This window comes from Pedobacter sp. AC402 (assembly GCF_979252805.1).
Map to the genome: position 1 here is coordinate 329,045 of NZ_CEEDAI010000007.1, position 20,231 is coordinate 349,275.

A 20,231-nucleotide genomic window follows, 5' to 3' on the forward strand; every position below is an offset into this window, starting at 1 on the left:
GTGTAAATGACGGACATAAATCAAATACTAAATATAACACACTGAAATACAGGTAAATAATTTTCGCGAAAAATAACAAAAAACTGATTTTTGTGTTAAAAAAGCTTGATTTTATACAACATTATCAAAAAATATGTCTTACAAATCAGTCAATTTTACTCAATAAGGCAATACACCTAATGATTTGCCCTGTAATTTGAGTAATTGCCTTTACAATTATTTGTTATTAACATAACAGTAAATTAAAAATTATCGATGTTAAAATTCATTGAATATTTGTTAAGACGGAGATAAAGCACTCGTACCGGAAGCCAGTTTAGATCTAATTCGGCTCAACGTTTCTAACCTCATGCATAAAAAAGAAGCAATGTATTTTAATGGCACTCTATTGATCAGATCAGGGTAAGATTTCACAAAACGTAGGTATCGTTTTTCGGCTGATTGCAACCTCGAAATTAATGCCCGCTCACAGGCTTGCAGATAATGGAGTTGTGTCATTTTCCGGCTCACATAATTGGCAATATGGTGATTGAGGTATAACTGCTTCGACATGCTGTAAGGCACCGCAATTGCAACCACATCTTCAATGGCCTGCACATATTCTTCGCTTGGCAAAGCTTCATCCCAAAAATTGCTGATGTTGCCTACAAATTCATTTTCCTTGGCAATCCAGGTCGTAATTTCTTTATCGTCATCTTTCATATAACCCCTGGCAACACCATTTAACAACAGGTAGGTGTATTTATCGCGGTGTAGCGGAGATGAAATAAATTTATTCTTTTTAAAACTTACAGGAAAAGTATGGTTGTTGATGATGAACTCTATCTCTGGCGTTAAATCATGAAATGATCTATAAACCCTGATTAATGGGGAGTATCCATTAAATGGCAACCATTTATCTTGTGTATAAATGTTTTCGGGACTCATAAGCTTATCTAAAATGTAACTGCAAACAGCCACCATTTGGTGGCAAACGAAAATACTATCTACCCTTTTTTTGAACAGTAAAATAAACGAAAATGTTTTGCGAAAAGCCCTTTCTTAGTTGAAGTAGCGTGCAATTTCTAGCAAAATACGCCCCTATAGCATGTGTTAGACGTTTTTGTAGTATAAATGTTATACAATTACAGCAAACGGGTTGGCAATTAAAGTCTTAAGAAGTATATTTGGGTAAGCGCCACTTAAATTTATGATCGATTTAACTTCCTCTTTTTTAAAAGCACTATTAAAGCATTCTAAATCGCCGATCATTATATTTAAGATAAAACCAATTCTTGTAGTTGTTGAGCATAATGATGTCTACCGGAATTTAATAGCGCGGATTGGAGTAGATTTAGCTTTTTATGATATCAATATTATTCCCAACCTCATATCCGATCAGGAAAAAGAGTTGTTGATTGAAACTGTTAATCAGGTTAGCGAACGAAAGGAAGAGGCAAACCTGATTATTCATCCCATTTATTCCAATTCGCCGAATGTAAATTGGGAACTGGCATTCTCCCCTGTTTTACAAAGCAACCAGCCTATTGAGTACATCATCTGCTCATTAAAAGAAATACCAACGAATGAAAACGGCATTGAACAGATTTTACTGGAGCTATCAGAAAGTGAAGCCAGGTTTAGAGGTTTTTTTGAGCAGGCACCTTTAGGCATGTGTGTGTTGCGAGGTAAAGAGCTTGTAACTGAATATGCGAATGATAATATTTTAAAACTTTGGGGAAAAACAAGAAAAGAAATCATCGGTATACCCCAAGTTGAGGCCAGGCCTGAATTAGGTTTACAAAAATCGCTATTGAACCGTGTTAAAGGCATTTTTAAAACTGGTGAGCCCCTGGTATTAAATGAGTTGAAGATTGCAACGGCACTTACTGATGGCTTTTTTATTGCCATGTACCAACCTTTAAAAAACGACAAAAATGAAGTAACCAGAATTTTAGTCATTATTAAGGACATTACAGAACAGGTAAATTTTAAAAAAGAGTTGCTTAAGGCGAAAGATATCCTCAAAATAGCCATGGATGCTTCAGAAATGGGCTCCTGGAATATAGATATTGAAAGCCGAAAAGTGCTGTTATCCGATAGGGCACAACAAATTTATGAACTGGAAAGCAATAATTTAAGCATTGAAGAAGCTAAAGCTTTAATCAGCGCTGATGATTTTTCTGCACTTACCGGAGGAATCCGATATGCATTGCACCATCGGAAAGCTTTTAATATAGAATACCGGATTAATATAAATGGTATCAATACCAAAACCAAATGGCTAAGAACGGCAGGTAAAGCCTATTATAATGAAGATGGCAAAGCCATTTACATTGCCGGGGCTGTGCTGGATATTACTGAGCATAAACAGGATGAGATTAGAAAAAACGACTTTATTGGCATGGTAAGTCATGAATTGAAAACACCTTTAACAGCCTTAAGTGCATACGCACAGCTTTTACAATTTAAACTAAAAGATACCGATAATTCTTTTACGATTGAAACGCTCGATAAAATAAATGTACAGTTAAAAAGAATGTCGCTGATGATAGATGGTTTTTTAAATGTATCACTGCTCGAATCTGGCAAAATTTTACTGCATAAAACGGATTTTGATCTGGTGGAACTTATCAAAACTATAGCTGAAGAAAACAGGGTGATTTTACCAAGTCATTTTATACAAGTTGTTGGTTTGGAAGAGATTATTGTAAATGCAGACCGTGAAAAAATTGGCAATGTGATTAACAACCTGATCAGTAATGCTGCCAAATACTCGAAAAAAGAATCGTTAATTGCCATAAAGTGCGAGAAACAAAAAGGCGAAGCAATTATTAGTGTTGAAGATGAAGGTATTGGTATTAAAGAAAGCGATATCCCTAAGCTTTTTGATCGTTTTTATCGCGTAGAAAGTATAAGTACGCAAACCATAGCGGGCTTTGGGGTAGGTTTATATATTTGTGCCGAGGTAATGGAAAGACATAAAGGCAAAATATGGTTAGAAAGTAAATTTGGACAAGGCTCTACATTCTTCTTTAGTTTGCCTGTAGAAGAAATGCTTACGAACGAACGTTAACCAATTCCTGATCAAGTATTACGTTTGCAGCCATTAATCCGTTTCTTGTAAGTACAATTTCAAAAGTAACCTTCGAATTCACAGTGATGTTGACTAAGGTTTCGGCTAAAAGAAACTGAATATCCTGGCCATTTGCATCAATAATAACTCCATAGCCACGTTCATTATCGATCAGTGTAACGTTTCCGTTTCTTCTATCATTCATAAGGTTTTATAAAAAGTGGACAATTATACTAAAAATTCGTAGAATTAAAAATACATCAGCATAAAAATAAGCACAACTTTTAGTACTATTAAATCGTTTTACGAGAATTCCAGTCAACCATTATAAAGTATAAAATTATTGTTCTAATGCTTTACACTTCCGATCAGCAAATTGTTTGTATTAATTGATTAAATATGAATCCCTTGGTGATTTATAATTACTAAAGGATAAAATAATTCGCAAAAAGCGTATTAAAACAAAGAATTACGCAACTAACTGATTAGCATATTGTTATTTTAAATAAAAAAAGTTATTTTTATAAAACAAAAACGAGCTTGTATTGTTATTTACCGAATTAATCATCCCAATTATGAAAAATCTCAACCAAACATCAGGCATTAAAGAAGAAATCATCTTATTATCTGAAGAAACAGACCGAAATTACTGGGCAGACCGTTTAGGAGTAACATCAGAAGCACTTAAATCTGCAGTAAGGGCAACAAGATGCATTACTTTAAACCAGGTAACTGCTTATTTAAATCAGCAAAAGCAAACCATCAGTATTTCTTAATTCTTTATAAACTATATTATAAAATTGTATTTATTTGCGCAGAAGCATTGGCCATTGGTTGATGCTTTTTTTATTATATGAGATTGTTTAAACCTTTTATCAAAAGCCATGGTTCTTTATACAAATACCTATAAAAAAATAGAATTATGGCAACCACAACAAAAACAAGCACAAAGTCTACCGCTACAAAAGCAAAGACAGCAGCAAGCAAAACAGCAAGTGCTGCTACAAAATCATCATCAGCGAATTTAAAATCTTCGACAAAACCTCAGAATAAAACTGGTAAAATGGAAGATTCTGAATTCCACAAGTTTTTTGTAGATGAATTAAAAGATATTTATTGGGCAGAACAACATTTGGCTAAAGCCTTGCCTAAAATGAAAAAAGCTGCAACCAGTAGCGAATTGGCTGCTGCATTTGATAAGCATACCGCAGAAACTGAAACCCACATTGAAACATTGGTACAGATATTCTCTCTTTTAGACGAGAAAGCCAGTGCGAAAAAATGCGAAGCCATGGCTGGATTATTGGAAGAGGCCAATGGAATTATTGAAGAAACAGAAAAAGGTACAATGATTCGCGATGCTGGATTAATTTTAGCCGCGCAAAAAGTAGAGCACTATGAAATTGCTACTTACGGTACCTTAAAAGTTTTTGCTGAAAATATGGGCCATACTGAAGTGGCTGATTTATTGGCGCAAACTTTAGAGAATGAAAAAGCCACAGATGTAACTTTAACAGAAATTGCTGAAAGTTTCATCAACCAAGAAGCAGCTGCAGAATAACACACCAGTTATTTCACATTTGAATAATTAGTATTGAATAACAGTAACGATTCTAATTTTAGCTGTTGCAATACCGAAAGCAATTTGAAGATAACGCTAATAGCGATCGTTTTCAGATTGCTTTTTTTGTGTTCCGAGGTCTTATTCAGGATGCACAACCAAGTTTATTCTTTTTCGAAAAATACTTATAATTACGAAAGAAGAACGAGATCTAGTTACGTATCTTTTTATGTTTTTAGGCTTGATGTTGATTTTCTTTAAAAATACATTTGTTTTAGCATGATAAAATCGTCAATCTAAAGGAAACAATGAATTAAAAAGCTATAGGAAAGAACAAATTATACTACTGCATTTAACCACAAGTTTTAAAGAAGTATGGAATACAAAATGCTATAAAATTGCTTTCAACCAGCGTTCCATTATAACTTAAATACGAATCAATCAACAAATTATATAAACAAAAAAGGGTTGAAATATTAATTTCAACCCTTTTTTGTTTTTTTTATCTAAAATTTATTTTTGAGATTGCTCAGGCGCTTTTCCAATCAGATCCATAAACTGATCTAACTTAGGCGTAATAATAATTTGGGTACGTCTGTTTTTGGCCTTACCTCCTGCTGTTGCATTATCGGCAATTGGATTAAATTCTCCACGTCCGCCAGCTGTTAAACGCTTAGGGTCAACCGCATATTTTGTTTGTAATACCTGTACAACTGATGAAGCACGTAAAGCACTTAAATCCCAGTTGTTGCGGATATTTGTTTGGGTAATCGGCACATTATCTGTATTACCTTCGATTAAAACATCATAAGTATCGTAATCTTTAATGATTTTAGCTATTTTACTTAAGGTTTCTCCTGCTTTATCAGATACTTCATAGCTACCAGATTTGTACAGCATGTTATCAGCCAAAGAGATGTAAACTACACCTTTAAGTACCTGAACATCAACATCTCCAAGTTCTTCACGACTTAATGAACGGGTTAAGTTATTGGTTAACACCATATTAAGCGAGTCACTTTTATTTTTAGCATTTACCAATTGTTTAATGTACTTGTTCGAACTGTTTATCTCATCAACCAGTTTAGAAATGTTTACATTCCCCTGGCTACTTGAATTTAAACATTTGTTAAGCGCATCCTGTAAAGCGGTAACATTGGCTTTTTCTGAAGCAATCTGCTCTTCTAAACTTTTAACTCTGCTGGTGGTGCCGCTTAATTCGCGTTGGCTATCCTGATATTTATTGCTTAGTTCCTGATTTCTTTCTCTCAGTTTTGAATAAGTATCCTGGAGCTCGGCATATTTTTTATTGCTTACGCAACCTGCTGCAAGTGCAATTCCAAAGAGCATTAGTGGTATTGATTTGTATAATTTCATAATTTTATTTTTAGTTATTGATAATACGTTAACAAATTCCTTGCCGCAATGTTTTTTATCGTGTTTATGTGGTGTTAAAAAGCGTTAATCTTAACAGAATCAAAGCTGGCCAAAGCTTTGTAAGCTCTTAAACCTATGCTACCAGATTTGTATTGGGCATCTGTTGCAGATAGTATTGGTTTCGCTGATCCGTTAATAAAAACATCAAATTTATCCCCTTTGGCCACTATCTTTAAAGTATACATTTTGTTCATCTCAACCGGGTATTTTCCCGAGTTCAGAACAATCCATTTTTGATCGCTCGCCTTTCCTATCTGTACGGTACCATTAAGTTGATTCAAACCAACATAATAACCTTCATAGGCATCAGCACCAATTGCCGGATTAGAGACCCTGAACATCAGGCCTGCATCGCCAGCAGTATTAATTTTAACATCGGCCTGATAGGTAAAGTCTTTAAAATCTGTTCCATTGGCCACATATTTAGCACCGTTTATGCCATAACCGCCTGAACCTGCATTTGAAGCTGAATTTACCTGACCATCTTTCCAGAACCAACCGCCACCATAAAAAACCCAATCAGAAGCCATTCCATTTTCAAAATTTTCTGTTAAAGTCTTATTCACTTTTTTAGGCTGACCAATTACCGGAAAACAGCTTAAACGGATATTTTCAGATCCATAAGGTACCAAGGTAATTTCTTCATCCTTTTCATTTGATATAACGGGGCTGTAAGGCACATCAAAGGCTGAAACCTTATTGTAACCCATGCCCCAGGATGGAATTTTTTTACCCATCACTTTTAATTTTACCGGAGAATTTGTTGCAATAAAAGGATTTTCAGTCATGGTTGATCTTACTACTTTAACTGCGTGATTGAGGTTGCCGTTACTTAAAGATAAACCATAATTCCATGCTGATTCCGGCCGTATTTCATAATCTGTAAAACCAGGTACAGGATGCGTTTTGGTAATATTATTTGAAGCTTTTATTTCGAGGGCATACACAATAGGGCCACGTGTGATACTTACCGAGTTATTTACCTGTTTTTGCGAGGCGATTTCCATAGGAAAATCAAGTGTCAATTGATCCTGATCTTTCCATTGGCGGTTAATTGTAAACATTTCTCCAGCTTTTATACCAGTTAGTATTTTGCCATTTAAGGAAATTGTTGGTTTTACACTCCATGACGGAATTCTTAAGATAAGCGGGAATGCTGTTGAAGTTTGAAGATTAATTTTTAGTTTGATCTGTTCTTCAAAAGGATAATTTGTTTCTTCGCTAATTTTTACTTTTTTATTTCCGGCAACCAACGTTTCAATCTCCATTGGTCCGTAAGTAATTATTGCAAGGCCATGATCGGGTGTTGCTACCACGCTACTTTTAACAAAGTATGGCCAACCCATGTGCATATTATAACGGCAACAGCCATAACCAGAATAGGGACTGGAAACAATACCGGAACTATAATCCTGATTAAAACCATGTTCTCCATGCACGCTTTGTACCTGATTTGGCAGGGTGTAATAAGAATGATTTTTAAAATCTCTGCTAAACTGAGCGGGTAAGGCATTAAATGCTACTTTTTCCAACTGATCGCCAATGTTTGCATCATGAAGCACTTTTGCAGCTGTTTCTAAACTTTGCATCCATTCTACCACTGTGCAGGTTTCTACACCTTCTACACTACTGGTGCCTGCCAAAAATTCTGTACCCGAACCTAAGCCTTCTGGTTGACCATGATCGTGCATAATGTGTTTTATGCCTTTGGCCAGTGCATCCCGGTTTGTTAAATTATCCTCTAATTGTGCGTAAACAACTGGAAATTTTAATGCCTGAGCAACATTTACCATATGTTTTGGCTGAAAATCATCACCATAAAAGTAAAACTCATTATTGGTGTAAATATCGATCCAGGGGTAAGCCTGCTGCTTTAATTTTTCTACCAATTTTAACAGGTCCTGATCTCCTGTTTTATTGTAAAGCCAAATGGCAATTTCCATGTTATCACCAGCTCTGGATTTTCCCCACTCTTTTAATGGATCGGCATCGAGATTTGCCAGTTCGTATTTAAAATATTTAGATAAAAAAGGAATTACCCTTTTATCGTTTGTAGCTTCGTAATAACTTTGCAGCGCATACATCATTGGCATGCGTGGCCACCAATCTTTCATTTTTGGCGGGCCGAACAATCCATTGGTTTGCTGACTGTTTAAAGTCCATTCGATATATTTTTGAGCCTTTGCTTTAAGGGCAGCATCATCTAAGGTGTAAGCTAAAGCCACCAAACCTTTAACGTAATATGGTACACGTTCCCATCCATTACCATCTCCGCCGAGCCAATCAGAATCTTTTCCTAAATTATCTTTTTCCGGATAGAGTTCTTCTGCCATACCAGTTGCCCCATCCCTTTGTTGCTCAAGCTGTTTTAACAACCATCCTTTGGCTTTTATGCTGCCTATTGGCAATTGTACATAAACGCCTTGTTTTAATGGTGTTTTATTAAATTCGGTTAAATTTTGCGCTTTTAAGGTATTAATGGATATACAGGAAACCAAGAAACAAATTGAGGTTACTACTTTTTTCATAAAGGGATTATTGGTTAGATCATTATGCCATAAAACTAATCATTATGAACGAATAATAAAACGTTTTACTAAACTACCTTTTAAATAATCTCAATCAAATACTGATCTTGAAAAACCTTGCTGAACAGCTCATTACCGCAATTGGTTAAATAAATAATTTGCACAGTTAGTTAGGTAGTATTTTACAACTATTATTCTTTATTCATCAATTTTACCTCTTGGTTGTGGGCTAATTTTAGTGCCAACTAACCGTGAGTTTGGTAGAAGATGAGATTAGTTTTATATTAGATTTAGAGAGCGTTAATTTAGAATCGGGGGGTAGCCATTGGTTATTCCCCGTTCTTATTTTTTAGCTAATCTTTTATACAGAAATGCTGGTGCAGCTGGCCGAAATTACTTTCCATTCTTCGCGCACTTTCCCCCAAACACGTAACCACTGGTATTTGCCATTGAGTAAAATATCCGAATAACTTCCCTTTATAAACAGGCATGCCGAAACAATAACTATGGATTCGAAAACACGTATCTCGCGCCTGGATACATCGATTTTATTGATCCTGATCATACCGGTTCGATAAGCCTCCATATCCATTTCCTTATCCAGTACGTTACCATATTGATCATGAAAAAGCATTCCATCGGCAAACAACAAATCGAGTGTTGGCAGATCTGTTTTTTTAAACCCATCTAGTAATTTTTCTTCAAGCTCGGCAATCAGAAGAATTGTTTCCTGATCGGATAAAGTGTTTGGCATAATTTCCGGTTAGGCAGTAAAAGTATAAAAGTAAGCCACAAAGAATTATGGAACTTTAAATATTGCCTGCATTACACGGATTTACACACACAAATTGCACAAATTTTAAGTAAATTATTTCTTTCCGAAGGTAATGCCCTGCCAGGTATCGGTTCTAAATGGCGAAGCTGGCAAATCATCGTTACTAACAAGATTGGATATCGGATTATTTCCCCAGGCGTAGCGGACGGCAACAGGATTTGCCACCAGGCTGCTACTCACTACCACCTGATTGCCTTGAATGCTTGCTTTTGCCCAATAAAACTTTTTATCAGCCCCTGCAATGGCAAAACCTGTTAATTCTTTATCACCACCGGCCTTTAATCCGTTTTGCGTATTTAAAAAAGACAACCGAATCTGTTTCCCCTCGGTTTTACTGCTTTGGTAAACAGGACCTGAATAGTTATTTTTTTGTCCGTAAGTTTTAGCAAGCGCAATTAATCCCAATCTTCTGCCTACTTCCTGTTTATTTTTAGGGTGAATATCTTTTGCTTCGCCAATATCGATAATGGTGGCCATACCTGTATTTGATAATGCCAGTGTTTTTTGCTGTGCTTCTCTCAATTCGGCCCATGCCGATTCTACCGGAGTGTTATCTACCTGCATAAAATTAGCCAGTTGCACAAAATAAAATGGAAAATCGCCTTGTCCCCATTTCTGACGCCAATCTTTAATCATTATAGGAAACAAATCACGGTATTGATAAGCTCTTCATCGGCATTGCTTTCTCCCTGATACCAAATGGCACCTTTTATTGAAAACTGGAGATAAGGGTGCAACATGGCGTTATACAAAACGGTTGGGCGGTTAGGGCCATTGTCTTCATAGGGTTTTGCTGCTATATTTTTAAAATCAAGGCCAACTTTATATTTCCAATCGCCGGTTAATGAAATTTTTTCTCCTGCATTATTGGTTAAATTCAATTCTTTGGCTTCACCATATATACCACCGCCACCACTGCTATCAAAAACCCTTACGGTTATAATATTCTCGCCTGGTTTAAGTAAATCTGCAGGAATGGTATAGGTACGGGCGAGGCTCCATCCTGCTGTTTCGCCAACTTTTACACCATTAACATAGGTGATATCATTATCATCAATGGCACCTAAACTCAATTTGATGCCACTTGTTTTCCAATTTTGAGGGATGGTAATCGTTTTGCTAAACCATACGATACCATCGAAATTTTTAAGTGCTGCATCTTCCCATAAGGTTGGCAAATTCATGCTTTTCCAATTGGTGGTTTCTGCGGTGGCCCATTTTAACTGTCCGGCCTGATATCCCGAATCTTTATCGGTGGTTATTTTAATCCAGTTTTGCAATTTTTCCTCGTAAGAAACAGTTGAAGGATTTGTAGCTTCTGCTTTAATCTTATCGACTGCGGCAGAAAAATCGGTCATTTTTTTAAGTGATTCGGCACTTGTCCAGGCTTCGGCAATTGTTCCTCCCCAGGAGGTATGTATCAATCCGATCGGAATTTTTGTTTTTTCGTAAACTTCCCTGGCAAAGAAATAAGCTGTAGAAGAAAATTCGGCAATGTATTTAGGGCTACATTCCTGCCAGCCATTATTTGCGACTTTAGCATCATTCAAAGGAACATTACTGGTGATGTGCTCTGCCTGCAACAAACGGATATTTGGGTATTTAGCATCGGCAATTTCTTTTTCATAATTAAGAATTTTACCCCATCCGGCGAGGGGCATTTCCATATTCGACTGGCCTGAACAAATCCAAACATCACCAATTAGTACGTTATTAAGCACAAGTAATTCGCCATCAGAAATGGTGATGGTGTATGGGCCACCGTAAGCGGGCGTTGCAACTTTAATTTTCCAGTTGCCGTTGGCATCGGTTATGGTTCCATAATTTACTTTATTCCATGATACATTTATTTTAACAGCTTTACCAGCAGTGGCTTTACCCCAAATGGCTGCATTCGTTTTTTGCTGCAAAACCATATTATCACTGAAAACCGAAGGCAATAAAATTTTAGCTTGTATAAACTTTGAACTGAATACTAGAAACGCGATTAGAATTACAGATTTTAACCTATAGTTGCTCATATATTACCTATTTTTTGATGATTAGAAAGCGAATGTACATTTTCTGTGGCTCAACATCAATACATATATCTGCTGATCATTGATTTATGATAAAAATGAATCAAAATTCATTCAATTAGTTTGGGTAAGAATATCATTTTGCTTATTTTGCAGGTCTAAAAGAACAGCTCTGGATTTAAGATCAATTCTACCGGACGTTCTCTCAAATTAAAGCATAAATGGTTAAGATTTTTATAGGTGGCCTTCCGGACAATATTCAAGAAATGGATTTGGCAATATTGGCCAGCCTCCACGGTAGAGTAGAAACGATTAAAATTGTTCGCGATAGATCAACGGGAAAGTGCAAGGGCTATGCTTTTCTTGAAATATACAGCCTGCCCGATGCAAAAAATATTGTTTCTACCTTAAATGGGGAAACTTTTAAAGGCAACGTGATTACAGTTAAAATTTCTGAAGAGGAAACTCCTGCCAAAACAGCAAAACCACAAGGCAGTCAACCATTTAAAAGTAAAAGACCAAGGTTACAGCGTTAATCTTTTTTCATGTTGTCATTTTAAATTGCTTCATCTATAATACAGAAGTTCCTGATCTTTATTTGCTTCTATTGATTAGTTTTTGACTCAAAACTTTGTAATGCCATACTAAACGTATATTTTGTGCCTGTTGTTTTGATACTGATTAAACAACCGACATAAACAGTATGGAAAATTATGCCATTGTAATATTTATTTTAGCGGTAATGATTGGCCTCTCATCCATTGCCGATCGCATTAAAATCCCCTATCCTATTTTATTGATTGTTGCCGGTATTGCCGTTGGTTTTATACCCTCTTTACCGCCTATTGATATTAATCCTGAAATTATTTTTCTGATTTTTTTACCTCCATTGCTTTACGATGCTGCTTTTAACATTTCGTTTAAGGAATTTAAAACGAATATCAATACCATATTTGCGCTGGCCATAACACTGGTATTTATAACCGCTATTGGCATTGCTGTGGTTGCACATTACATGATCCCTGGACCAGTTGGCCGATATCTTTTGTATTGGGTGCTATTTTATCGGCTACAGATGCTGTTGCGGCCATGAGTATCACCAAGGGCTTAGGTTTATCGCACAAAACGAATACGATACTGGAGGGCGAAAGTTTGGTAAATGATGCTTCTGCATTGGTAGCATATCGTTTTGCTGTAGCTGCTGTAACCGGCACCGCTTTCGTTTTCTGGAAAGCATCGCTCGAATTTGCCATTTTAATGGTTGGAGGCTTTTTAGTGGGTGTAGTAATGGCAAGAATACTGGCTTTTATTATTGAAAAAATACATGATAACCGACTGGCAACCATTAGCTTTTTATTGTTAATGCCTTTTGTAACCTATTTAATTGCAGAAGAAATACATGTTTCGGGAGTAATTGCCGTGGTGATGCTGGGTTTGGGCATATCGAGATTCAGTAATATGGTATTTCCTGAAGCGCTTAAAAACCAATCGAAAAATATATGGGACATCATTATCTTTTTATTGAACGGACTCATTTTTATCTTAATCGGATTGCAGTTTCCTTATGTATATAAAAACATAAACAGTGGAGATATATTACCTTATATCGGCTATTCGCTGGTAATTACCGTTGTGGCTTTACTATTGAGAATGGCCCGTGTTTTTCTGCAAAGGTTTAATCTACAAAAAGCTTTTCAGAAAGGGAAACACCGGATTACCGAAGATGCATTATTGGATTTTAAAAATAGTTTAATCATCAGCTGGTCGGGTATGCGCGGAATAGTATCATTAGCTATTGCAATTGGATTACCTGCAACATTAGCTGATGGAAGTGCGTTTCCGCAACGTAATGCCATTATATTTATATCGGTGGTGGTGGTACTTTTTACACTAATTGGGCAAGGACTTACTTTACCCTGGTTGGTTAAAAAGCTGGCTACTGATGAGGAAAAGTAATTGCTGTTAACAATCTAAAGTAACTGCCAAGTTCAAATTTCACTCTAAAGCTATTTCAGCATCTTACGGAAAGATCATAAATAAAAAGGGATAAAATCTTCCGATTTTATCCCTTTTCTAAATATTAAGCAATTGTTTACCAGTACACACTGTAAAGTGCAACCAATAAGCCAACAATCAATAGTGCACCTACTGCAAAGCTAGTTGATGTTTTGAACATTTTGGCATCAATTGCAAGTCCTTTTTCTTCTGCTTTAGCTTTATTACTGGCCATACTGATGATGAACATACCTGCAATACAGAAAATAAATACGAAGCCCATACGATCTAAAAATGGAATTTCGTATACGCCAGCTGCATTTTTAACAGAGAAACCTGATTTCGACAACCAAGAAAGATCGGCCATGTTAGGGAGGAATTTAAGGAAAATAGATAAGCCGAAACCACCGATGGTTGCAAACAATGCAGCACCTGATGTTGCTCTTTTCCAGAAGAAACCTAAAATAAACATGGCAAAAATACCAGGCGATACAAAACCTGTATATTCCTGAATGTATTGAAAACCACCTTTTTTATCAATCCCTAAAAATGGTGCAATGATTACACCAAGAAACATAGCCACAACAATAGAAATTTTTCCTGTTGTTACCAGGTTTTTTTCTGAAGCTTCTACATTTAAAACTTTTTTATAAATATCCAAAGTAAAAATGGTGGCAATACTGTTTGCTTTACCAGCTAATGAAGCTACAACGGCAGCTGTTAATGCAGCAAACGAAAGTCCTTTTTAATCCGGCAGGAAGCAAGTTTAACAATACCGGGTAAGCACGATCCGGATTTACAGAACCGCCCTGAATCATTTCGGATTGAAATGCACCATCTTTATATAAAACATATGCTGCTATACCTGGCAATACCACAATAATTGGCATTAACAGTTTTAAGAAAGCGGCAAAAAGAATACCACCCCGCGCAGTTTCCAAATTGGCACCTAAAGCACGTTGTGTGATGTACTGGTTACAGCCCCAATAATTCAGGTTTACAATCCACATACCGCCAACCAATACGCTTAATCCTGGTAAATCTATATAATTCTCATTATCAGGCTTTAAAATCATGTGAAAATGTTCTGATGCTTTAGAAGTCATTAAACTATAACCTTCAAAAATACCAGTTGTGCCATAATGGGTAGATACAAGGTTTAAAGCCAGGTAGGTTGTTGCCAAGCCGCCTAAAATCAAGAAAAACACCTGTATTACATCTGTATAACCAATTACTTTCATCCCTCCAAGGGTAATGATAATGGCAAAAATTGCAATTGCATACATACAGAAGTTAAGGTCGAAACCAGAAATACTGCTTACTGCCAATGCACCTAAATAAAGGATTGAGGTAAGGTTAACCACCACATACAGCAATAACCAGAACACAGCCATAATCATAGCCACGGTACCGTTATAACGCTGATGCAGAAACTGCGGCATGGTGGCAATTTTGTTTTTGAGGTATACGGGAATGAAAAATACCGCAACCACCACTAAGGTTAGTGCGCCCATCCATTCGTAAGTGGCAATGGCCAAACCCATTTTAAAGCCTGAACCGCTCATTCCGATAAACTGCTCTGCAGAGATATTTGATGCAATTAACGATGCACCAATGGCCCACCATGTTAAAGAGCCTTCTGCAAGAAAATAATCTTTGGAACCTGTGGATTCTGATTTTTTCTTATTGTAAATGTAGAGCCCATAAGCCGCTACAATAACGAAATAGACTGCAAATACAATGTAATCTTTCGTGTCTAATAAATTGTTTTTCATTGATTTATTTTGGTTAGTATACCTTGAGTAATTTTATATTTAATTGTATAAACTGGTTCCATTATCGGTTTGTACGGTATAAGCATCAAGCTTTAAACCAAACTGCAACAAATATTTAGCGGCTAGTTCTTCCGTAAGCTCGTCAATTTTTTCTTCTTTAACAATATTAATGGTACAACCACCAAAGCCGCCGCCCATCATCCTGGCACCCAATACATAGTCGAGCGGTTTAACAGCCTCTACCAGAAAATCCAATTCTTTGCAGCTTACTTCATAATCTTTGCTTAAACCTTCATGTGTTTCGAACATCAGGTTACCCAAACCTTTTAAATTACCGTTTTCGAGCTGTTCTGCAGCGGTAAGCAAACGGCCGATTTCTTTAACCACGAAACTGCATTTGGTATACACTTCTAAATCTTTTGGTTTTACAAGTGTTTCCAGCATGCTCAAATCAACATCCCTTAAGGTATTTACATTTGGGTATTGCTCCCTAACCCAGGCCACCCCCTGCTCGCATTGTGCTCTTCTTTTATTGTATGCAGAATCTGCAAGCGCATGTTTTACATTGGTATTTAAGAGCAGAAGCTTATATCCATCTAATTTTAGTGGAATGTAAATGTGTTTCATCGATCTGCAATCGAGCATAATCGCCTGATCTTTTTTGCCAAATACAGATGCAAACTGATCCATAATGCCACAGTTTACGCCTGCAAAGGTTTGTTCTGCCTTTTGTGCAATTAAAGCAATGTCCATTTTCGGAACGTTAAGCGAAAAAAGCTGATCGAGTGCAAATCCTGTAGCACACTCTACAGCAGCAGATGAGGATAAACCTGCTCCCAGCGGCACATCTCCATCAATGTAATAGTTAAAGCCACCCAACTGGTAACCTCTTTCTTTTAATTGATCGGCAACCCCTAAGATATAATTGGCCCAGCTATTTTCGGATTTTTTCAGGTTTTTTACAGATGAAATATCAAATTCCTGGTAACTTTCTGAAAATAAATGGATTTCATCATCTTCTCTTTTAGATATGGCTACATAAATGGCTTTATCAATCGCAGCCGGCATCACAAAACCGCCATTGTAATCAGTATGCTCACCGATAATATTGATCCTTCCCGGCGAACGTACCAAAATCGGTTCGGCATTGAAAAGCTTTTTAAATGTACTTTTTAAATGTTGTGCATTCATTATTTAATAAATTTTAGTCTTCAGCCTTGCTGATTTTATAGTGGATTGTAGACATTTCTTTTAAACGGTTGGCGGCAAACTCGGGGGTGATATCACGCTGTGGATTAGCCAGCATTTCATAACCTACCATAAATTTTTTAACAGATGCCGAGCGTAATAATGGTGGATAAAAATGCATGTGCCAGTGCCATTCGGGGTAATAACCGTTATTTACAGGTGCCTGGTGCATACCTGCCGAGTAAGGGAAAGAGGTTTCGAAAAGGTTGTCGTATTTGGTTGTTAATATTTTAATTGCTTCGGCCAGTGATTTCTTTTCGTCAGCAGTGAAAAGCTTAATGCTGTTAACGTGACGTTTACTGATAATCATGGTTTCGTATGGCCAAACTGCCCAAAAAGGCACCAATACTGCAAAATGATCATTTTCGAATATAATGCGCTCATTTTTCTTTTGCTCCAGCTTTAAATAGTCGGCCAGCAAACTCCTCCTATGGATGGCGTAATAAGTTTTCTGACGCTCAGTTTCTTTGGCAATTTCTAAAGGGATATCACTCTGCGACCAAATCTGGCCATGTGGATGAGGATTACTGCAACCCATTATTTCGCCTTTATTTTCGAAAAATCTGAATGTATTTTATCCATTCATGTTCTGCCAGGCTATTAAATTCATTCTGCCAAACATTTACCACGGCAGTTATCGCCTCTACACTCATTTCTGGGAGCGTTAAGTTATGTTTAGGGCTAAAGCTGATTACCCTGCAAAGGCCGCGCTGGTTAGTGGCTACCAACAAATCATCTTCATTCATCCTGCCTTCGGGAGTATCTTCGAGCAGGGCAGCAAAATCATTGTTAAAAACAAAGCTTTCAGTATAATCAGGATTGCTATCGCCATCTGCCCTGCCATTGCCCGGGCATAAATAACATTTAGGATCAGTATTCTGGGCGGTTATCAGGCGTAATGTCTTCAACCTTACCCTGCCATGGTCTTTTAGTGCGGTGTGGAGATACTAATACCCTTTCGCCAGTTAATATATTTAACCTGGTATGCGGGTTACTATCGAGTTCGAATGTTTGGTTCATTTTATATTTTTCAATTGGTTAGAAAAAAGAAAGCCACTTAGCTTAACCCATCTAAGCCGCCAAATTATAAAATTAATATTAATTGTCAAAACGACAATTAATATTAATTTTTATATTCGTAAAAATTTGAACATATTAAGCCCTTTAAAACCTCTGACAAAAAATGATTGAATATTCCAGGCAGCCGCATTATCTTGTTGCTGTTGATTGCATTGTATTTGGATTTGATGGCGAACACCTTAAAATTCTGTTGGTTAAACGTGGTTTAGAGCCCGAAATAAACAAATGGAGTTTAATGGGCGGTTTTGTTGGTGCAGATGAAAGTCCGGATGATGCAGCGAACAGGGTACTCAAAAAAATGACTGGTTTAGAAGGCGTTTACTTGGAGCAGATGCAAATTTATGGCGAGCCCACCCGCGATCCTATAGAGCGTACACTTTCTGTAGGTTATTTTGCTTTAATCGACATCCATAAATATGAGGCGCAGTTAAATGATGATTATGAGGCGGAATGGTTTTTGATTAACGAACGGCCTAAACTCATATTCGACCATAACCAAATGGTTGCCGATGCGCGAACAAAACTAAGGTATAAGGCTGCGCTCCATCCTATTCTGTTCGAAATGCTGCCTAAAAAGTTTACCATTCCGCAATTGCACATTCTTTTTGAGGAGGTTAACGATACTAAAATAGATACGCGCAACTTCAGCCGTAAAATTACTTCAACGGGTTTATTGATTAAGTTGGCAGAAAAAGATAAACAGGATCTAAAAAGGTGCTTTTTATTTTAAACTGGATAAAAAGAAATATGCTGCTAATGCCCAGGCCTTTTTAAACTTAATGCCCAATTTAAAGAGTTAGCCATATGCTGTATCTTCAGCGCTTCTGGTGCTATAATAGGTAAAACAAAACCACGGTTTCATTCCTTTGGTAGGATATACTTTAATATGGCCAACCACGAGAAAAGAACATTCCAGCCGATAGAAAACTATGGTGTTATCGGCAACCTGAAAACTGTTGCGTTAGTTTCGCTACAAGGCTCAATAGATTTTTTGTGCGCACCCAGGTTCGATTCGCCCACTGTTTTTGCCACCATGCTGGATTCGAAAAAAGGAGGTTATTTTTCTGTGGAGCCACAATTGGAAAATTACACCAGCAAACAGCTTTACCTGCCCGGACAGCGGTTTTATTAACGCGCTTTTTTGCTGAGCAAGGCATTGCCGAACTTACCGATTATATGCCACTTTCGAAAGAAACTGATTTTCCGAGTGCAATAGTGCGACAAATAAAATCAGTTAGGGGCGATATTACTTTCAAAGTATTTTGTGTGCCGAGTTTTGGTTATACCGAAAGTGAGCACAGTACCAAGCATGAAAACAATGAACTTGTATTTTTTTCTGAAGCAGAAAAACTGACCATCAAATTGAAAGCGGATGTGCCTTTACACATCAAAAAAGGAAGTGGTTACGCTGAATTTACCCTTCAGGAATCGAAAACGGTTCATATTGTTATGGAAATTATTGAGGCGGAAAAGGCAGACGTCTCAATTAAACCATTATACTGAGCACGGTTACCGCAAGACAATTGATTACTGGAGAAGCTGGATTAATCAAACTACTTATAAAGGCCGCTATGATGAAATTATCAGAAGATCGGCTATAACATTGAAATTATTAACATCTGCTGAATTTGGATCTGTAGTGGCTGCACCAACTTTCGGTTTACCGGAAACCATTGGCGGCAACCGCAACTGGGACTACCGTTTTACATGGATCAGGGATGCTGCGTTTACCATGTATGCGTTTTTAAAGGCTTGGCTTTTTTGATGAAGCTACGGCCTTTATGGAATGGATATTTAATTTATGCCACAAAATAGATTTACAATTGGTATATCAAATTGATGGCAATCCAAAAATTAGGGAAGTTGAGCTGGACCAACTTGAAGGTTACCAGAATTCTAAACCAGTACGCATTGGCAACGAAGCTGCTCAACAGTTGCAGATAGATATTTATGGCGAATTGATTGATACGGTTTATATTTATAACAAATCGCACAAACCGATTACTTATGAATTTTGGACATTGATAGAAAAACAGGTGGAATGTGTAATTAAACAGTGGAAAAAACCCGATCATGGTATCTGGGAAATCAGGAACGATAAAAAAGAATTTTTACATACGCGTTTAATGTGCTGGGTGGCCATGGATAGGGCTATAAAAATTGCAGAAAACCGATCATTCCCCTACCCTGAAAATGAATGGCACAGCATCCGCAGCGAAATTTACAAAGATATTTACCACAATTTCTGGAATGAAAAACTCGGTGCCTGGGTACAATATAAAGGCGCAGAACATGTTGATGCAAGCGCATTACTGATGCCTTTGACACATTTTATATCTCCCCTTGAACCACGGTGGCTTTCGACCATGAAAAAGATTGATGAAGAACTGGTGCTTGATGTTCTGGTTTACCGCTATATAAACGGAATGACTAAAATTGATGGCTTGGAAGGCGAAGAAGGCACTTTTAACATGTGTTCGTTTTGGTTTATTGAGGCATTGGCCAAAAGTGGAGAACTGGAACGTGCAGTAGAAAATTTTGAAAAGATGATCAGTTATTCCAACCATCTTTTATTGTTTAGTGAAGAACTTGGCCGTAAAGGTGAACACCTGGGTAATTTTCCGCAGGCTTTTACGCACCTGGCATTAATCAGTGCTGCCGTTGAACTAAATAAACAGCTTAATCGTGAAACCAGTTAA

22 protein-coding genes and 1 pseudogene are annotated in these 20,231 nt (G+C 37.1%); 11 read left to right on the forward strand and 12 right to left on the reverse strand.

The features are described 5' to 3' along the window. Positions 1 to 279: 279 nt before the first annotated feature. On the reverse strand, positions 280 to 927 hold the full coding sequence (locus tag AC0IWE_RS08115) for a Crp/Fnr family transcriptional regulator (RefSeq protein ID WP_471792651.1): 648 nt from the start codon (positions 925 to 927) through the stop codon (positions 280 to 282). 262 nt (positions 928 to 1,189) lie between these two features. Here AC0IWE_RS08115 and AC0IWE_RS08120 point away from each other — a divergent pair, with 262 nt between their 5' ends. Beyond that, entirely contained in the window at positions 1,190 to 3,055 is a 1,866-nt protein-coding gene (locus tag AC0IWE_RS08120; protein WP_471792652.1) for a PAS domain-containing sensor histidine kinase, read from the forward strand. On the opposite strand, the gene AC0IWE_RS08125 is transcribed toward AC0IWE_RS08120, so the two are convergent. Next, a complete protein-coding gene (locus AC0IWE_RS08125; RefSeq protein WP_471792653.1) occupies positions 3,039 to 3,260 on the reverse strand; it encodes a cold shock domain-containing protein in 222 nt (73 codons plus the stop codon). The two genes, AC0IWE_RS08120 and AC0IWE_RS08125, sit on opposite strands and share 17 nt — an antisense overlap. Positions 3,261 to 3,630: 370 nt before the next feature. On the opposite strand from AC0IWE_RS08125, the gene AC0IWE_RS08130 reads away from it, so the two are divergent. Both AC0IWE_RS08130 and AC0IWE_RS08135 read left to right on the forward strand, forming a co-directional pair. Then, complete coding sequence (locus tag AC0IWE_RS08130) at positions 3,631 to 3,831, forward strand: DUF3606 domain-containing protein (RefSeq protein WP_471792654.1); 201 nt, start codon at positions 3,631 to 3,633, stop codon at positions 3,829 to 3,831. A gap of 146 nt (positions 3,832 to 3,977) precedes the next feature. Further along, positions 3,978 to 4,616 carry a YciE/YciF ferroxidase family protein gene (locus tag AC0IWE_RS08135; protein WP_471792655.1) on the forward strand — a complete coding sequence of 213 codons (639 nt, stop codon included), beginning with the start codon at positions 3,978 to 3,980 and terminating at the stop codon, positions 4,614 to 4,616. Positions 4,617 to 5,129: 513 nt separating this feature from the next. Here the strand turns inward: AC0IWE_RS08135 and AC0IWE_RS08140 are convergent. The 5 genes from AC0IWE_RS08140 to AC0IWE_RS08160 all read right to left on the reverse strand — a co-directional run bounded on the left by AC0IWE_RS08140 (position 5,130) and on the right by AC0IWE_RS08160 (position 11,437). Continuing rightward, complete coding sequence (locus tag AC0IWE_RS08140; RefSeq protein WP_055905436.1) at positions 5,130 to 5,993, reverse strand: OmpA family protein; 864 nt, start codon at positions 5,991 to 5,993, stop codon at positions 5,130 to 5,132. A gap of 74 nt (positions 5,994 to 6,067) precedes the next feature. Then, the gene (locus AC0IWE_RS08145) at positions 6,068 to 8,581 is read right to left on the reverse strand and encodes a beta-L-arabinofuranosidase domain-containing protein (RefSeq protein WP_471792656.1); all 2,514 of its coding nucleotides are present in this window, start codon (positions 8,579 to 8,581) and stop codon (positions 6,068 to 6,070) included. A 361-nt stretch (positions 8,582 to 8,942) separates the two neighbouring features. Further along, positions 8,943 to 9,335 carry a nuclear transport factor 2 family protein gene (locus tag AC0IWE_RS08150; protein WP_471792657.1) on the reverse strand — a complete coding sequence of 131 codons (393 nt, stop codon included), beginning with the start codon at positions 9,333 to 9,335 and terminating at the stop codon, positions 8,943 to 8,945. A 114-nt stretch (positions 9,336 to 9,449) separates the two neighbouring features. Continuing rightward, the gene (locus AC0IWE_RS08155; RefSeq protein WP_471792658.1) at positions 9,450 to 10,052 is read right to left on the reverse strand and encodes a hypothetical protein; all 603 of its coding nucleotides are present in this window, start codon (positions 10,050 to 10,052) and stop codon (positions 9,450 to 9,452) included. Continuing rightward, positions 10,052 to 11,437 (reverse strand): sialate O-acetylesterase, encoded by a 1,386-nt coding sequence (locus tag AC0IWE_RS08160; RefSeq protein WP_471792659.1) that lies wholly within the window; start codon positions 11,435 to 11,437, stop codon positions 10,052 to 10,054. Before AC0IWE_RS08160 ends, AC0IWE_RS08155 begins: the two co-directional genes overlap by 1 nt. A gap of 218 nt (positions 11,438 to 11,655) precedes the next feature. Here AC0IWE_RS08160 and AC0IWE_RS08165 point away from each other — a divergent pair, with 218 nt between their 5' ends. From AC0IWE_RS08165 to AC0IWE_RS08175, 3 genes are all read left to right on the forward strand, one after another. Further along, entirely contained in the window at positions 11,656 to 11,970 is a 315-nt protein-coding gene (locus tag AC0IWE_RS08165; RefSeq protein ID WP_055905448.1) for an RNA recognition motif domain-containing protein, read from the forward strand. A gap of 167 nt (positions 11,971 to 12,137) precedes the next feature. Next, positions 12,138 to 12,527 carry a cation:proton antiporter domain-containing protein gene (locus AC0IWE_RS08170; protein ID WP_471792660.1) on the forward strand — a complete coding sequence of 130 codons (390 nt, stop codon included), beginning with the start codon at positions 12,138 to 12,140 and terminating at the stop codon, positions 12,525 to 12,527. Next, positions 12,485 to 13,390 (forward strand): cation:proton antiporter, encoded by a 906-nt coding sequence (locus AC0IWE_RS08175; protein ID WP_471792661.1) that lies wholly within the window; start codon positions 12,485 to 12,487, stop codon positions 13,388 to 13,390. Before AC0IWE_RS08170 ends, AC0IWE_RS08175 begins: the two co-directional genes overlap by 43 nt. A gap of 136 nt (positions 13,391 to 13,526) precedes the next feature. Here AC0IWE_RS08175 and AC0IWE_RS08180 read toward each other — a convergent pair. The 5 genes and pseudogenes from AC0IWE_RS08180 to AC0IWE_RS08200 all read right to left on the reverse strand — a co-directional run bounded on the left by AC0IWE_RS08180 (position 13,527) and on the right by AC0IWE_RS08200 (position 17,472). After that, positions 13,527 to 15,204, reverse strand: a pseudogene (locus AC0IWE_RS08180) (sodium/sugar symporter). 39 nt (positions 15,205 to 15,243) lie between these two features. Next, a complete protein-coding gene (locus AC0IWE_RS08185; RefSeq protein WP_055905456.1) occupies positions 15,244 to 16,395 on the reverse strand; it encodes a galactokinase in 1,152 nt (383 codons plus the stop codon). A gap of 13 nt (positions 16,396 to 16,408) precedes the next feature. Further along, a complete protein-coding gene (galT, locus tag AC0IWE_RS08190; protein ID WP_471792662.1) occupies positions 16,409 to 16,990 on the reverse strand; it encodes a galactose-1-phosphate uridylyltransferase in 582 nt (193 codons plus the stop codon). Positions 16,991 to 17,000: 10 nt separating this feature from the next. Further along, the gene (gene galT / locus AC0IWE_RS08195) at positions 17,001 to 17,360 is read right to left on the reverse strand and encodes a galactose-1-phosphate uridylyltransferase (RefSeq protein WP_471792663.1); all 360 of its coding nucleotides are present in this window, start codon (positions 17,358 to 17,360) and stop codon (positions 17,001 to 17,003) included. Further along, the gene (locus AC0IWE_RS08200; RefSeq protein WP_471792664.1) at positions 17,323 to 17,472 is read right to left on the reverse strand and encodes a hypothetical protein; all 150 of its coding nucleotides are present in this window, start codon (positions 17,470 to 17,472) and stop codon (positions 17,323 to 17,325) included. The genes galT (AC0IWE_RS08195) and AC0IWE_RS08200 overlap by 38 nt, the downstream gene beginning before the upstream one ends. 163 nt (positions 17,473 to 17,635) lie before the next feature. On the opposite strand from AC0IWE_RS08200, the gene AC0IWE_RS08205 reads away from it, so the two are divergent. From AC0IWE_RS08205 to AC0IWE_RS08225, 5 genes are all read left to right on the forward strand, one after another. Then, positions 17,636 to 18,262: an NUDIX hydrolase gene (locus AC0IWE_RS08205; RefSeq protein WP_471792665.1), complete on the forward strand. Its 627-nt coding sequence runs from the start codon at positions 17,636 to 17,638 to the stop codon at positions 18,260 to 18,262. Positions 18,263 to 18,418: 156 nt separating this feature from the next. Then, positions 18,419 to 18,664: a trehalase-like domain-containing protein gene (locus tag AC0IWE_RS08210; protein ID WP_471792666.1), complete on the forward strand. Its 246-nt coding sequence runs from the start codon at positions 18,419 to 18,421 to the stop codon at positions 18,662 to 18,664. Between the two features lie 44 nt (positions 18,665 to 18,708). Then, a complete protein-coding gene (locus AC0IWE_RS08215) occupies positions 18,709 to 19,035 on the forward strand; it encodes a hypothetical protein (protein WP_471792667.1) in 327 nt (108 codons plus the stop codon). A gap of 100 nt (positions 19,036 to 19,135) precedes the next feature. Then, positions 19,136 to 19,297, forward strand: coding sequence for a glycoside hydrolase family 15 protein (locus tag AC0IWE_RS08220; protein WP_471792668.1), 162 nt, complete (start codon positions 19,136 to 19,138; stop codon positions 19,295 to 19,297). A gap of 16 nt (positions 19,298 to 19,313) precedes the next feature. Then, complete coding sequence (locus tag AC0IWE_RS08225) at positions 19,314 to 20,231, forward strand: glycoside hydrolase family 15 protein (protein WP_471792669.1); 918 nt, start codon at positions 19,314 to 19,316, stop codon at positions 20,229 to 20,231.